The sequence below is a fragment of the Arthrobacter sp. 01T419 genome (assembly GCF_056398865.1).
Genome location: NZ_JBFTQF010000002.1, coordinates 1 through 14437 on the forward strand (window position 1 = coordinate 1; position 14437 = coordinate 14437).

The 14437-nt window shown below is 62.3% G+C and carries 12 protein-coding genes, 1 tRNA gene and 1 pseudogene; 4 read left to right on the top strand and 10 right to left on the bottom strand.

Features of this window, described 5'->3' with window-relative positions; all coding sequences use genetic code 11:
* Nucleotides 1-184 precede the first annotated feature (184 nt).
* Nucleotides 185-844, top strand: a pseudogene (locus AC1DLO_RS03610) (IS256 family transposase); the annotation flags it as partial.
* A 476-nt stretch (nucleotides 845-1320) separates the two neighbouring features.
* Here AC1DLO_RS03610 and AC1DLO_RS03615 read toward each other — a convergent pair.
* From AC1DLO_RS03615 to galU, 5 genes are all read right to left on the bottom strand, one after another.
* Nucleotides 1321-1393: transfer RNA gene (locus AC1DLO_RS03615), tRNA-Ala, on the bottom strand.
* Nucleotides 1394-1424: 31 nt separating this feature from the next.
* Nucleotides 1425-2225, bottom strand: coding sequence for an SDR family oxidoreductase (locus AC1DLO_RS03620; protein ID WP_476889290.1), 801 nt, complete (start codon nucleotides 2223-2225; stop codon nucleotides 1425-1427).
* A gap of 6 nt (nucleotides 2226-2231) precedes the next feature.
* Complete coding sequence (locus tag AC1DLO_RS03625) at nucleotides 2232-2957, bottom strand: hypothetical protein (protein ID WP_476889291.1); 726 nt, start codon at nucleotides 2955-2957, stop codon at nucleotides 2232-2234.
* 308 nt (nucleotides 2958-3265) lie between these two features.
* Entirely contained in the window at nucleotides 3266-3886 is a 621-nt protein-coding gene (locus AC1DLO_RS03630) for a GNAT family N-acetyltransferase (RefSeq protein ID WP_184740488.1), read from the bottom strand.
* 6 nt (nucleotides 3887-3892) lie between these two features.
* Nucleotides 3893-4798, bottom strand: a complete 906-nt coding sequence (galU, locus tag AC1DLO_RS03635) for a UTP--glucose-1-phosphate uridylyltransferase GalU (RefSeq protein WP_184740491.1) — start codon at nucleotides 4796-4798, stop codon at nucleotides 3893-3895.
* A gap of 119 nt (nucleotides 4799-4917) precedes the next feature.
* Between galU and AC1DLO_RS03640 the strand changes: the two genes are divergently transcribed.
* The 3 genes from AC1DLO_RS03640 to cpaB all read left to right on the top strand — a co-directional run bounded on the left by AC1DLO_RS03640 (nucleotide 4918) and on the right by cpaB (nucleotide 6899).
* Nucleotides 4918-5523: a 5-formyltetrahydrofolate cyclo-ligase gene (locus tag AC1DLO_RS03640; protein ID WP_311770587.1), complete on the top strand. Its 606-nt coding sequence runs from the start codon at nucleotides 4918-4920 to the stop codon at nucleotides 5521-5523.
* Nucleotides 5524-5695: 172 nt separating this feature from the next.
* Nucleotides 5696-5959 carry an FmdB family zinc ribbon protein gene (locus tag AC1DLO_RS03645; RefSeq protein WP_059387425.1) on the top strand — a complete coding sequence of 88 codons (264 nt, stop codon included), beginning with the start codon at nucleotides 5696-5698 and terminating at the stop codon, nucleotides 5957-5959.
* Between the two features lie 103 nt (nucleotides 5960-6062).
* The gene (cpaB, locus tag AC1DLO_RS03650; protein ID WP_476889292.1) at nucleotides 6063-6899 is read left to right on the top strand and encodes a Flp pilus assembly protein CpaB; all 837 of its coding nucleotides are present in this window, start codon (nucleotides 6063-6065) and stop codon (nucleotides 6897-6899) included.
* 20 nt (nucleotides 6900-6919) lie between these two features.
* On the opposite strand, the gene AC1DLO_RS03655 is transcribed toward cpaB, so the two are convergent.
* The 5 genes from AC1DLO_RS03655 to AC1DLO_RS03675 form a co-directional block, all read right to left on the bottom strand.
* Nucleotides 6920-7174, bottom strand: a complete 255-nt coding sequence (locus AC1DLO_RS03655) for a hypothetical protein (RefSeq protein ID WP_395893822.1) — start codon at nucleotides 7172-7174, stop codon at nucleotides 6920-6922.
* A 9-nt stretch (nucleotides 7175-7183) separates the two neighbouring features.
* Complete coding sequence (locus tag AC1DLO_RS03660) at nucleotides 7184-11134, bottom strand: AAA family ATPase (protein WP_476889293.1); 3951 nt, start codon at nucleotides 11132-11134, stop codon at nucleotides 7184-7186.
* Between the two features lie 127 nt (nucleotides 11135-11261).
* Nucleotides 11262-12866, bottom strand: coding sequence for a glutamine-hydrolyzing GMP synthase (gene guaA / locus AC1DLO_RS03665; RefSeq protein ID WP_184740497.1), 1605 nt, complete (start codon nucleotides 12864-12866; stop codon nucleotides 11262-11264).
* Between the two features lie 120 nt (nucleotides 12867-12986).
* Nucleotides 12987-13505 (bottom strand): DUF3817 domain-containing protein, encoded by a 519-nt coding sequence (locus AC1DLO_RS03670; RefSeq protein WP_184740499.1) that lies wholly within the window; start codon nucleotides 13503-13505, stop codon nucleotides 12987-12989.
* A gap of 2 nt (nucleotides 13506-13507) precedes the next feature.
* The gene (locus AC1DLO_RS03675) at nucleotides 13508-14335 is read right to left on the bottom strand and encodes an SURF1 family protein (protein WP_184740501.1); all 828 of its coding nucleotides are present in this window, start codon (nucleotides 14333-14335) and stop codon (nucleotides 13508-13510) included.
* Between the last annotated feature and the right edge of the window lie 102 nt (nucleotides 14336-14437).

Here is a 14437-nt window from a genome sequence, read left to right on the forward strand (position 1 = left end):
TTGATCCGACCGGCGGCGGTCGGGCACGCTGGATGATGAGGTGGAAGCCTGCGCTGAACGCGTTCGCGATCACCTTCGCCGGCCGGTTCGAAAGAACCACTCACTAATGAAACCGGCCGGATCCACACACCGTTTATCGGACAGTCCCGCGCCCGACTCAGCGTCGATTGCGGGGGGTGTCTGAATAACGGTCAAGATCCGCGACGGGCAGGTCACGAACCGCCCGGTCTATGTCGCGATCGGGGTGAGCACCGGCGGTGAGCGGGACATTCTCGGCCTGTGGGCAGGCGACGGCGGGGAAGGCGCCAAGTTCTGGCTCTCCGTGCTGACTGAGATCAAGAACCGGGGCGTAGAGGACGTCTGCATCAGCGTCTGCGACGGGCTCAAGGGGCTGCCCGAGGCCATCAACACCGTCTGGGAGCGGGCCGTGGTCCAGACCTGCATTGTCCATCTGATCCGGAACACCTTCCGCTTCGCCGCCCGGCAGTACCGGGACGAAGTGGCACGTGACCTGCGCCCGGTCTACACGGCACCGTCCGAGGCCGCAGCCAAGGAACGCTTCGTGGAGTTCTCCGCCAAATGGGGTCGGCAGTACCCGGCGATCACCCGGCTGTGGGAGAACGCGTGGAGTGAATTCGTGCCGTTCCTGGACTATGAGGTCGAAATCCGGCGGGTCATTTGCAGCACGAACGCCATCGAATCGCTCAACGCCCGCTACCGGCGCGCGATCCGGGCCAGAGGTCACTTCCCGACGGAGCAGGCAGCCCTGAAGTGCCTTTACCTGGCAACCCGGGCACTGGACCTCGCCACCAAAACCGGAACCGCCGACACCCCGCTGCGCTGGAACGGCCAGACCCAGGACACCGACTCAGGCCTCTACTACCTCCGCGGCCGCTACTACGACCCCGTGGCTGCGCGAGGCCAAGGCCCAGATCTGACAGCCAGACACATCGATACTGTCCGATTTGTAACCTGCTGGCCCCAGCGAACCGGGCGCCGCGCGTACTGTCGGGGGACGAACGCGACGCGTGCGAACCCGCTATGTCTCAGCGAGGGTCAAAAGGCGCAGAACCACAATGACGGAGTTTGTCTCAACACGAGAGCGATGCCCGTGCCATACTAGCGACGTCTTAACCCCACGCCAGCTCGTTGCCTTTGGGTCGTCGGGCCTCACCGCCAATTTGAAGAATCCTCAACAAACGCCATCGCCTGCCACACGTTTTCATCCCAAAGCGTGTGGTTTCCGTGTGGCTAGCCCCAGATCAGACAAGACGAAGGCCCTCCCACCCAGCGTTTCCGCAGGTCGGAGGGCCTTCACTGTGGAGCTAAGGAGATTCGAACTCCTGACCTCTTCGATGCGAACGAAGCGCTCTACCAACTGAGCTATAGCCCCTGGTCAACCGTTTGTTGCCAGTGCCCCTAGGCTACAAACTATCTTCGCGCTTTGCCAACCAAGACTCGAACGTGTCCTTCCCTGTCCGTTCGCTGGGGGCCAAATTCAGCCCGCTCCGAAGGAACGTGCCCATCGCTCCGGGCAAAGGAACTTCCACAATACGTCCGGCGTGGCCTGTAGCCGCTCGCCAGATCTCAGCGAGTTCACGCATGGTTCGGATGTCCGGTCCGCCGATCGTCCGTGTCCGATGCCCGACCGCGGAACGCTGCCCCAAAGCTTCGGCAAGCAACGCGGAAGCCACATCGGACGGGGAAATCGTTTGAAAGCGCGCGCCCTTGAAAACCGGAATGAGGCGGACTTTCGCTCCGGTCTCGAACACGGCCGTGACGAGGCTGTGGAATTGGGTGGCCCGCACCACGACAGTCTCAAGCGCCGACAGCGCGTATATCCGCTCCTTCTCGGCTTTGGAGACATAAAACGCGGCATTGCTCTTGTCGCAGTTAATGATCGAGAGGAGGACCGCCTTGCGGACGCCCGCACCAGCGGCCGAGGCGAGCAGGCGCGCACCGCCGTCGGCGAAATTCTTGCGGGCTTTGCCGAACTGGCCTTCCAGGCAGTCGATCACGACGGCGGCCCCCTGCAGGGCTTCTGCCAAGCCCGCGCCCGTGGTGACGTCCGCCCGAAAGTAGCGGGCGCCGTCGTGATGGGCCAGTGAAGTGCCCGACGGCGGGCGGCGACTCAGCACCGTCACGTCAAGTCCGGCGTCGAGCGCCAAACGGACGACTTCGCGGCCCACCTGTCCGGTGCCGCCTGCCACGCCGACGGAAGTCATCGGCGGTTACGCCCGGCGGCGCTGCAGGACGTCGTCAAGGTTGCTGAGGGCGCTCTGGGGCTTGACGTGCTGCGCCTGAACCGAGGTGCCCGCGGCCGGCGCGCTGCTCGGCTTCAAGGTCGGCTTGCCGAGGGGCTTGGGAGCCTCAGGCAAGTCGAGGGGTTCCGGTGCCGGCCGAGGTGCCTTGGCAGCGTCGACGTATGTTGGTTTGGGCACATCCACCGGCTGCCATTCGGATTCCTTGGATTCCGCCGTAAACCGGACTGTGTTGTCGCCGGCAGCGACAGCAACGTTCAGCGCTGCCTGACGAAGTTCGACGGCGGTCAGCCGCTTCGCTTCGCGGGAGTGTGCTTCCGCATCGAAAATCTTGGTCGCCGGACGGTCCGCTGCCTTCGTGGTTGTGCCGGGATTCTCAACGGTGGGACTCATTGCGTTACGGAAGGCCGCGTTCATCTTCATCCTGCGGTCCCTGATGGCCAAGCGGCGGAGTAGGAAGACAATTCCAACCACACCGACTACGGCGACCAACGGCAGCCAGCCGGAAACAAGGCCGAGAATACGCAGGACCCCGGAAACGGCCGCAGTGAGCAGYAGGAGAAGACCAGCAAGGGCAAGGGCGCAGCGCCCATATCTGACTTTGAAGACCACAGGATCCTTTGCAGCATCACGCCGTTCGCCGGAGCCGGCGGATTCCTTGGGCAATGCGGTTGCGGTGCTCTGCATGGTTTCCATTGCTTTCTCCTGCCGAGGGGCGATTGACAGAACCACCCCGGGTTGCAGTTCGTGAGCGTCATCTTCACTGTCATCCACTGGAGCGTCGCCGGCTACCTGTGCGTGCAGGCGGCGGTTCCGCAACATGTATGGCGCAACCCAAACGATCCACAGCGCCACAGCAATCACCAATATCACTGAGCTGCTGAGAGGGAAGTCCACAATCAAAACCGTAGAAGGAAATGCTCAGGGGCAACCGCATTGGCCGCGGTGTGTCGTCGGAGAGTCGGCAAATCAATGGATTTATGACAGTCATTCACCCAATTGGACTAGTTGGCCTGGCGTCCAAGCCAAGCAGCCAGCAAGCCTCCCGGGACCTCTTCCGAGGTCAGTGCAAAGCTTCTATGGTCAGCCCATTCTCCGTTGATGTGAAGGAAACGCTCACGAAGCCCCTCGTCACGGAATCCAAGCTTCTCAACAACCCGCAAGCTTGGACCGTTTTCGGGCCTGATGTTGATCTCCATCCGGTGCAAGCCGAGAGTCACGAAGCAATGGTCGGTCGCCAAGGCAACCGCAGTGGGAGCAATCCCGTGGCCTGCCCGCGCCTGATCTACCCAGTAGCCAAGGGTGGCCGTCATCGCCGATCCCCAAACAATGGAGGAAACCGTCAGCTGGCCAACAATCCTTGGCTCTTGAAACCCGGGAATGCGTTCCGTGATCACAAATGGAAGGGCACTCCCCTGCCGCGCCTGGAGGTTGAGGGAAGCCACCATCTGCCGATAGTTTGGCAGATGGCCGCCGGGTGCCGGGTTGGAAGCTTCCCAGGGGGCCAGCCAGTCGCTATTGCGTGAGCGGACCTCGGTCCATTCCTTCTTGTCCCGGTAGCGAATCGGACGCAAAATGAGGTCGCCACATTCAAGTGTCACCGGCCAAATGGCCGATCCCCACATAAGGAGCTACTTGCTGAGACCGGCGGCAAAGCCGGGCAGCCATGCACGCAGGCCGGGCCCGAGGTCTTCACTGTCGCACGCAAGCTGGACACAGGCTTTGAGGTAGCTGAGCTTGTCTCCGGTATCGTACCGACGGCCGCGGAAGACAACTCCGTAGACACCGCTGCCTTCGCCCTCCCCCGCCGCCAGGACCTGGAGGGCGTCCGTCAGTTGGATCTCTCCTCCACGGCCGGGCTCGGTTTGCTCGAGAACGTCGAATACCGAGGGGTGAAGCACGTAGCGACCAATCACGGCCAAGTTGGACGGAGCTTCCTCGACAGAAGGCTTTTCCACAAGTTGCTTGATGCGAACGTAGCCATCTTCACCGATGTCCTCGATGTCCGCACAGCCATAGGCGCTGATCTGGGACGGCTCGACCTCAATGAGGGCTACGACGGATCCACCGGTCTTGTGCTGGACCTCGATCATGTCGCTGAGGAGAGTGTCCCGCGCATCAATGAGGTCGTCGCCTAGGAGGACAGCGAAAGGTTCGTACCCAACGTGCTGCTTGGCACGCAGAACCGCATGGCCCAAGCCTTTGGGGTCGCCCTGGCGGACGTAGTGAATGTCACCGAGGTTGCTGGTAGCCTGCACCGAATCCAGCTTGGTGGTGTCTCCCTTGGCCTCCAGGGTCGCTTCCAAGGCCGGCACACGGTCGAAGTGGTCCTCCAACGCGCGCTTGTTGCGGCCCGTGATCATGAGGACGTCATTGAGGCCCACGCTCACGGCTTCTTCGACAACATATTGGATGGCCGGCTTGTCGACTACCGGGAGCATCTCCTTGGGCATGGCTTTTGTCGCAGGTAGAAACCTTGTGCCGAGCCCGGCAACAGGGATTACGGCCTTACGGACGGCGCAGTTATTGGAAGTCACCGGACTAATCTAACGGAAGTGGCTGGACAATGGGCAAAAAGGGACACTGTTCGATGAATGGGATCATGCCGATCCTTACGGATCCGAGGCGCCGGACAGACGCGAGAACTGGAGCAAAAGTGACTTTGAAAGACGAGATCCGTCGGGAGAACCGCAACCGCCGCCTCGCCCGGACGGTGCAACAGCGTGCCGACGCCGGAACCGGGATTGCCCACCGCGGCCTCTCTTGGGCGGATGCTGTTTCCCACGGGAAACCGGCGACCTTCGCGGCCTACGTAGGAGTGGCTGCCGAACCGCCGACGATGCCGTTGCTTGAAGCACTGCATGCGGCTGGGCACAGGATTCTGCTTCCGGTCTGTGAACCGGGGCGACGCCTCAGCTGGGTGTTTTGGACACCGGAGACGACATTTGTTCGCTCAAGGTATGCCCCCATCGATGAGCCCGTAGGCGAACGATTCGACAGCGACGTCGTCAAGGATGCGACCGGAATCTTCCTTCCGGCTACTGCCGTCGACGAGGGCGGCAACCGCATTGGCCAGGGCGGCGGCTACTACGACCGGCTCCTCGACAAACTGGATGCAGACGGCCAGCGGCCCCCGACTGTCGCCGTCGTTTATGACGATGAAGTCCTGCCCGCAGGCACCATCCCTGCCGAACCGTTCGATAAACCCGTCGCAGAAGCCCTTACCCCTCTCCGCCTGCTCGGACTAGCCCGAGCTGGCTGAACCGGGCTGGCCGAACCGGGCTTCTGGGCAGTTTGTTCCCTCCGCCACATTCCCTGGTGGAGACCCCGACGTCGGATGATAGAATTGGCACTCAGGCCCTGGGACTGCTAATGGATGGAACAATCACCTTCGCAGTGCAGGACCTGTAGTTCGTCCCGGAGGAGGATCACAAGTGCCCACATATGCCTATGCCTGCAAAGACTGCGGCCATGCCTTTGACATCGTTCAGGCCTTCACGGACAGTTCCCTGTCTGACTGCCCCGAATGCCAGGGATCCTTGCGCAAGAAATTCAACAGCGTGGGCGTCGTGTTCAAGGGATCGGGCTTCTACCGCACGGACTCCCGGGACTCCAAGGGAAGCACCGTTTCGGCTGCTCCTGCCGCGCCAGCTGCATCCCCGGCTCCAGCGTCGGTTCCCGCGGCTGCCGCCAGCTGACCGCGGTTCTTCCACCCGGTTACCGCATTTCCGCCTGATCCGCTTTTCCACATAGCTCAATAAGGCCCTGTCTCCGGATTACTGGCCGGGTTAGCGTGGCAGCATGCCAGCAACCCCGTTTGTATCCCAAAGCCCCAGTTCAACGGTGCCTTCTTCGATTCCGGGCAATAGCCGCCTCGCGCCGGTCACCAAGGACCGCCCTCGCGGTGTTCCGGCTCTTCCACTGGGCCCTGCCCGCCGCCCCGGCAGTCACCGGAGGTATTCCAACCATCGCAGGTTCGGCAGCTGGCTGAACCGCAACCGCCGCCTCGTGGTGGCACTCCTGCTGTGCGTGGCCGCCGGGATCGCGGTCCACCAGCTGACTCCTGCCTCCGAACAGCGGGTGACGGTCCTCGCCGCGGCCCGGGACCTTCCGGCCGGGTCCACCTTGGCAGATTCCGACCTCAAACCTCTCGAAGTCCTTCCCGGCGGAGCTCCCGCCGGAGCGCTCACCTCTGGCACTGGACACAGGGGAAAGCAGCTTGCCTCGCCCCTTCAGAAAGGGCAGGTTCCCACAGACGCCCAATTCCTGGGCCCGGGTTTGCTGACCGGCGCCGGGCCCGCAACAGCAGCCGTTCCACTGCGCATGGCCGACTCCGCTTCAATTCAGCTTGTTTCGCCGGGCCAGTTGGTCAACGTTGTGCTCACGGCAGCTGATGGACTTGAAGGACCCGGCAAGAAATCCGAACTCCTGGCTGCAGCCGTCCCCGTTTTGTGGACGTCCGCACAAGGAGGCAGGGCGAGCCAGTGGCTCGGTACGAACGAGTCCGACGGCCTCGTAGTTGTCGCCGCGAATCCGCAGCAAGCCGAAATCCTCGCCGGAGCTTCCACCCGCGGAAAGTTGTTCTTTATCTTGGTCAATCCATCAGGCAACAGGCAATCCGAAACCCATGCCGGATAGCCCGGATCATCGTGGAATGTTCAGCCCCAGTGTGGAGGCCTTTGCTCCTTCAGCCAGGCGTCGTGATCGTAGCCGGGCTCGTCACCCCAGCGGCGCGGATCATCCTCGGAGGCCTTCTTGGGCAAAATGCCTTCTCCCACAGGCTTGTGCTCCGGTGCGGGCTTCAATTCTGTTTTCTCCTGCTTGTCCAACTCCGTGTTATCCAGCTCGGTGGCAGCCTCTACTGCATCACTGTCCGCGGGGTATTTGGCTTTTGTGCTCTTTCTCTCCGCCATTGCGCTTCCTTACTGGATAGCTGGTCCCAGGCCTGGACCTTGCGTACCGCCAAGTTCGGCCTGACCCGGCTCCGCCTGACTACCCCGTCCTGCCTGTGTGCCCGGCCCTGCCTGTGTGCCCGGCTCCGGCTGACGATCCAGTTCCAATTGTTCAACATCCATGTCCAGGAATCCATGCTCGACGGCGCCAAAGGAGGGCGCAACGGGCTTTTCGAGTCCAAGATAGGAACCGATGCGGTCCGCACAAGACGAGGGGTCCGTGAATACTTCGATGGTCCACAAAGACATGTAACGCCAGCCGAGGCGTTCCAGGAGCTGGGGCCGGAGCCTGCTACGCTCCCTAACGCTCATGCGGCGGTATCGTTCCGTGCCATCCGATTCAATGGCCACCGGGGTGGGCATTTCGGTGTCATCACGGCCGATGGTGTGCACGGGATCGGCCGCCGCGGCGATGTCCAGCGCTCCGTCGTAGTGATGCCACACGCGGGCTCCACGAGCACGGAGCCGCTCGCCCAGATCCGCTACCAGCGGATCCTCACCGAGCGCCTGCTCGCTGGCCGCCGCCCTGGTTGCCGGTGTCCCCAGATCCGAATTGCCCGAGAGTTCGCGATCAAGGAGTTCATGGAAATCAACCGCTCCATGAGCCAATCGGTCCAGATCCAGGTCCTCAGGACGGAAGCAACTCAGGACGTGCAAGGATCTGCGCGAGCGGGTCATTGCCAAGGCAAACTTGTTACGGCCGCCTTCGGCGGACAGGGGGCCGAAACTGTGCAGCGCGCGGCCATGTGGAGTGCGCCCGAAGCCGAGGGAAAAGATGATGTGGTCGCGAACCAATCCTTGGGCACGCTCCAGATCCACCACGCGGAAGGACTCTGCACCTGCGTTGAAGAAACCGGACAACAGAGGATAGTTGGGCAGCTGGAGCCTAATGGCTTCGCCGATCCTTGCAGCATGGCGCAGGCTTGCGGTCACCACAGCGAGCGAGGTACGGGGCCGAAGCCTGGCGTGTTCAAAAACCAGATCCACCACACGGTTCACTTCTGCTGCAACCGATTCCACGCCTTCGTGATCCGAACCTGGCAGTCCGGTACCGTCCGGGATGTACTCAACCACAACCGAACGGTCGAGACCGGTGACGGATTGGCCATCCGGCAGTCGACGCAGGCCACCATCGTAGTAATTCTTGCTCAGTTGCAGGACCAGATCTTCATCAACAGCGCGGTACACCCAATTCAGTTGCCAAGTCGGCAAGACGCGGGCCAATGCACTGAAGGCACTGTCAACCGTGTCCTGGCTCGTGACGCCTGCCAGGGGAGGCTCCACGGCCACGCTAAATGTGCGGGCGTTGGCAATCTTCGCGTCGCCAAAGGCAATCACTTGTTCGGCCCGGGCGATGGCCGGCAGCACAGCCTGCAAAGACGTGCTCTCGGCATCAAGAATCACCACTGCGTCGAACTTCTGTTCGGCAGGCAACAGCCCGGTCAGCAGGTATGGGCTGATGGACCACACAGGCACCAGCCGGGAAACCAGAGCCGGAGCCTGGGCGCTGAGCGCCGAGAGGGTAACCCGGCCGTCCTTGATCAGATTCCGCAGGAGCTCTGCCTGGCGGGGATGTTCCGCGATTCCGGCCCGCCACATTTCGGCAAGCGTCCACCTCAGCCTGGCTGCACCGCTGGCAATGTGCGCGTGATCCGCCAGGCGGTACTCGGCTTCGAGACGGCGGAGGGAATCGCCGTCGGACATGGCAAGGTAGTCGTCACCGCTGATCATGGCTTCCAGGGCAGACTGCCACCAAGCCAGCTCCAGTTCCGCGCCAACGGATTCGGCAGGGACTTCCCGACCTGCCAAATCCGCGAGGAGTTCGCCGAGTCCGTGCTCACGCATGTTCTCGACCAAAAGCGTACGCTCCGGCAGGGTCTCCAGAGTTCCCGTATCCGCGACAAGACGCTCAAGGCGCGCCATGAGAACTTCGTAGCGGGTCGCGTGAAGGTCGCCGCCGTCGGCCGTGTGTTTGAGGCAATCGCCCAGACGACGGAGCTCCCGGTCCAATTCCCGGTACGTAGCGCCCAAATCCGCGAGCCCGGATGGCACGGCAGGATGACGCTGCGTGGTGGCGTACTCAGCCCAAAGGGCCCGCTGCTCCTGAACGAGTGCCAAGGAACTGTGCAGATCCGCAATGTGGACACCGGGCCGGACGTATTCTTTGGCCACTCTTCGCAAACGGGAGCGCTGCATCGACGGCATTTCGAGGCCCCGCTCGCGACGCCATGCGGAGGTGGCGGTAGCCGAAATCAGATCGTGGACCGGCCGGTCGAAGATATCCGGGGTGAATTTGTCCAGGCTCTCCCGCACCGCCATCAACAGCTCAAGTTGCGCGCCCCATTCGGCGAAGTTCGCCCCGAGGCGGATTTCGGAGTGCTCTGCAACCTGGTTCATCCGTTCCCGCAGTTTGGGGAGGTGCTCCGCGGCGGCGCCAGCCAGTTGCTGGGCTTCTTCCGTCTCCTTGCGCGTGACCAAGCGCGCACCGTACCAGGGGCTCGACGTCGACGCCCGGCTGAAACTGCCAAGTTCGGCAGCGCGGCGCAGTCGTCCAGCCAGCTCGGCCCGGTCTTTGATATTGTCCAACACGCTGCGCTTCAAGCGCACGGTAGTGGCGGGGGCAGGCTGGATGGAGGTCAGCTCCGCGAGCGACTGCATTGCCTGATAGGGCGAGCACCCCCAGCGCTGGCGAACATTGTGCAATGACGCGACATGGTCCATGAGGGCATGACGGTGCTCAGTCAGGGTCTTGTGAAGATTCGCAAGTTGAGGTTCCAGTGACTTCTCGTTGCGTATGATCGCGCTGACCAGCTGTCCCTTGAGCTGCTGGGCCGTGGCACCATTGCCCGGCCTGAACAGCATCGACTCAAGGCCAAGGGCTTCAAAATTGCTGGCGAGCCCGTTGAGGCTCGCACGCCGGTCGCCCACCACGAGCACTGATTTGCCCTCGTTGACAAGCGCGCCGATGGCATTGATTGCAGTTTGGGTCTGGCCGCTGCCTGGCGGGGTGCTTACCACGAGCGAATCGCCTGCCCGGACTGCATCCACGACGTACTGCTGGTCAGCATCCGCATCAAGGAGCAGCGACTCCTCGGCAGGCTCGCGCTCGTCGAGGTTCGGGAACCGCCCGGACTTGATCGGTTCAGGTTCAACGTTCCCGCCGTTGGCAGCTTCGAACAAGGATGCGACGACGCTGCTGTTTTCGTTGATCCAGGGGTCGTCCAGATTCCCGGACAAATCCGCCAAGGTTGTTATGAGGAGATTGGGGGTTACTTCGGCACCTGGGATCGGCTGCACCAGCGTCGCAAGACGGTCAAGGACTGGTTGGGGATCGAGGCGCGCGGTGTTGTAGGCCATTCGGCTCACCGCATTGACGTCGAACACAATTCCATGGACGGTCTTCAAGTGCCGGACCAACGCAGGGTTGATGCCCGCTTGTTCCGTGAGTTGCAGTTCGTAGTCATCCTCGCCGGGCCGCGCTGTGAGCGAAATGGCTGCCAACATGACGGGAGCGGAAACGCGCTGGGGTTTTCCTCCGACGGCGGATGTCCAGACGACAGTTCCGCAGGACAGATACCCGGCGTCGATCCCCCGGTCGTTGCCCAATTCGAAGATCTTCGAGCGAAGGTTCCTGGCTGCACGCGCGGCAACAAGATATTGCTGGCGATCCCGGATCAGGGTAGAAAGACGGGTTCGGCGTCCGGCGAGGAGCTGCGCGAGGCCTGAAGGGTGGCCGTTACTAAGGTCGATCGAACCTTCCGGCGTCTTGACGAAGCGCAGCATAGTGTCCGCGCCAGTCACAGGTTTGAGCCCCGACAGCCATTTCCGGAGCTCTGCAGAGCTCTCTTCGTGGCTTTGACCTACTGACACCGCTGCCTTCTTTTCTGTTCTAGCTCGAGACGACTTGGACCAAATCGGCATACTTTCGAGGGTAGCGGGAATCGACCTGCAGTCCGCACCGCAACACTGGTGGAAAGGCAAATTACCCCTGATTTCAGGGGAAATGCAAGGTGACCGGCCTCTGGAAAGAGACCGGTCACCTAGAACGCTATTCCCACTCGATGGTTCCCGGTGGCTTGCTGGTGACGTCCAGTACCACGCGGTTGACTCCATCTACCTCGTTCGTGATCCTGTTGGAGATCCTAGCGAGGAGGTCGTAAGGGAGCCTCGACCAGTCAGCAGTCATAGCGTCCTCGGAAGAAACGGGACGCAATACGATCGGGTGCCCATAGGTACGTCCGTCACCTTGCACGCCGACGCTGCGGACATCGGCGAGCAGCACCACCGGCATCTGCCAGACGTCGTTGTCGAGACCGGCCGCCGTGAGCTCGGCACGCGCGATGGCGTCTGCCTTGCGCAGCAGGTCCAAACGTTCCTTGTTCACTTCTCCGACAATGCGGATACCGAGGCCCGGACCAGGGAACGGCTGGCGTCCAACGATTTCCTGCGGCAGGCCCAGCTGCGCACCCACGGCGCGAACCTCGTCCTTGAACAGGGCGCGGAGCGGCTCAACGAGCTCGAACTGCAGGTCCTCGGGCAAGCCTCCCACGTTGTGATGGCTCTTGATGTTCGCAGCACCTTCGCCTCCGCCGGATTCGACGACGTCCGGGTACAGGGTGCCCTGGACGAGGAATTTGATGCTCTCGCCTTCGGACGCGGCCTCGGCAATGATGGCCCGCTCTGCTTCCTCGAACGCACGAATGAACTCGCGGCCGATGATCTTGCGCTTGGTTTCGGGATCGCTGACTCCGGCCAGGGCGGACAGGAAACGCTCCTGCTCATTTGCCACATAGAGTTTCACGCCGGTTGCAGCAACGAAGTCACGCTCGACCTGTTCGGCTTCGCCTTCGCGCAGCAAACCATGGTCCACGAACACGCAGGTGAGCTGGTCACCCACGGCGCGCTGCACAAGGGCTGCGGCAACGGCCGAGTCGACGCCTCCGGAGAGGCCGCAGATGACCTTGGAATCACCGACCTGCCGGCGGATTCGATCAACCTGCTCTTCGAGGATGTTGCCGGTGGTCCAGTTGGGCTTCAGGCCGGCTCCGTCGAACAAGAAGTTCTCCAGAACCTGCTGGCCGTGTGCCGAGTGCTTGACCTCGGGGTGCCACTGCACGCCGTAGAGGTGCTTTTCCTCGTTCGCGAAAGCGGCTACAGGTGCACCGGCGGTGGTCGCCAGGACTTCGAAGCCTGCCGGGGCAACATGCACGGAGTCTCCATGGCTCATCCAGGTGTTCTGCGAGTCAGGGGTGCCTGCAAGGATGGAGCGGGCTTCGCCAACCGTGGTGGCTTCGGTGGCGCCGTACTCGCGCAACCCGGTCTGTGCGACCTTGCCGCCGAGCGCGTTGGCCATGGCCTGGAAGCCGTAGCAAATACCCAAGACCGGCACGCCGGCCTCGAAAAGGTCTGCGCCAACCCTCGGGGCACCCTCGGCATAAACGCTTGAAGGACCGCCGGAAAGAATGATCGCTGCCGGGTTCTTGGCCAGAAGCTGCTCGGTGGTGAAAGTGTGCGGAACAATCTCCGAGTACACATTCGCTTCACGGACGCGGCGGGCAATCAGCTGCGCGTACTGGGCACCGTAGTCAACAACCAGCACCGGCTTCTGGGAAGTCTGAGCTTCAGAACTGAAGGGTGCGGTGGGAGTAGTCACCGTAACAGCCTACTTTGCCGGGATGCCCCGGTGCACCTTGAAGCCTGTCGTGAAGCCGGGAATCAGCCCACAAACCGTCCCGACGTTAGCGATCTCACAATGCCCGCCGGGGCGGGCCCGTCAGTAACGCTTGGATGCCTGCGGATTGGCGGCTAGTTCGGCTTCTACCTCCGAGTGGAACTTCTTCTCCACAATGAAGGACATCAGCGGGACAACCCCGCCCAAGGCAAGCAGGATGAGCTTCGTGAACTGCCAGCGCATGAGCGACCACAAACGGAAGTCCGAGATGAGGTAAACCACGTACATCCAGCCGTGGACGATCAGCACCGTCACGGAGACGTTGACGCCGCCAAGAACCGCCTTCGACTCGGCGTCAGCGAAGCCGAAACCGAAGGGCTGCCCGGTGGCCGCGTTGGTGCCGCCGGCAAAGAGGTATACACCGAACACATAGCGTGCCACGAGCTCGGCGCACAGGAGCAGGAGCATGGTGCCGGTGAGGTAGGCCATGACCTTGTAGAACTTCAGTGCGGAGCGGATCTGGGCCGTGGTTCCGCCAAAGCGGCGCTTCTTTGCCGGGGTCGGCTTCGCGCCGGACTCTCCGGACTGTTCGGGTTGGATGGCCGGTTTGGGCTCAATCATGGCTATACCTGTTCTGGCTTGGTAATTGCTGGCAAATCGTCTGACGGGAATTCGTCGTCGGGCTCTTCCTCTTCGAGGGTTCGCCGGTAGTCATCGGCCACCATTCGCCACCAGATGTAGAGGGCGAAGCCCGCAAAAACCACCCATTCCACGGAGTAAAAGAGGTTGAGCCAGTTGATCTGCTGGGTAGGTGGCTGGGCCGGGATATTGAGGGGCTTCAGCTGCTCCGGAAGAGCGAGGGCCTTGCCTGCGGACACTTCCGACGTCGCGGCGACGAAGCCCGGGTAGCTTGAAATTTCCCACGTGTTGATGAGTTCCGCGACCGAAACCGCGGACGCGCGGTCCGCTCCGGCGTCGACGTTTGGCACTGGCGCCTCGGACGGCAGAAGCCGCCCGGTCAGTTCAATAGTGCCCGACGGCGGCGGGCTGGCTTGGGCGGGATCGGGGACCCAACCGCGTGCTACGGGAATCCAGGTCTTCGGCGAAGCGCCAACGCCGTGGAGAACGGGAGCACCGTCAACCGCAAACGCGGTGACTACCCAGTATCCCTTTTGCCCAGCGAGCAGGCGACCTTCCACAAGGACTTGCTTGGCGGGGTCGTAGCTGCCTTTCGCACTGACCATCTGGTCCGATACGGAACCAGGAAAGAAGGTTCCCGGCTGCAGGACACCGGTAAGCGGCTTGACTTGCTCCGCCGAGGGATCAACTGGCGCATCACTCTGAGTGGATCTGCCGAACTGCCACTGGCTGAGCAGCACGAACACCCCGGAGAGCAGGAGCGCGAAGACAAGTCCTGCGATCCAGCGGGGCTTCAGAGCGGTTTTCAACACCCCTTAACCGTACTTCGTCAAGCTGTAGAACAGCTAAACGAGCCCAAGAGTGGGGCAGCAGGGTCCCTACGTGGCGCGGAACGCGACACGAAAGGGCCTGCC

Coding starts and splice junctions, on each gene's coding strand:
- AC1DLO_RS03620 (WP_476889290.1), bottom strand. CDS start 2,225: ATGACTTCCGTCGGCGTGGCAGGCGGCACCGGACAGGTGGGCCGCGAA.
- AC1DLO_RS03630 (WP_184740488.1), bottom strand. CDS start 3,886: ATGTGGGGATCGGCCATTTGGCCGGTGACACTTGAATGTGGCGACCTC.
- cpaB (WP_476889292.1), top strand. CDS start 6,063: ATGCCAGCAACCCCGTTTGTATCCCAAAGCCCCAGTTCAACGGTGCCT.
- AC1DLO_RS03655 (WP_395893822.1), bottom strand. CDS start 7,174: ATGGCGGAGAGAAAGAGCACAAAAGCCAAATACCCCGCGGACAGTGAT.
- AC1DLO_RS03660 (WP_476889293.1), bottom strand. CDS start 11,134: ATGCCGATTTGGTCCAAGTCGTCTCGAGCTAGAACAGAAAAGAAGGCA.
- AC1DLO_RS03670 (WP_184740499.1), bottom strand. CDS start 13,505: ATGATTGAGCCCAAACCGGCCATCCAACCCGAACAGTCCGGAGAGTCC.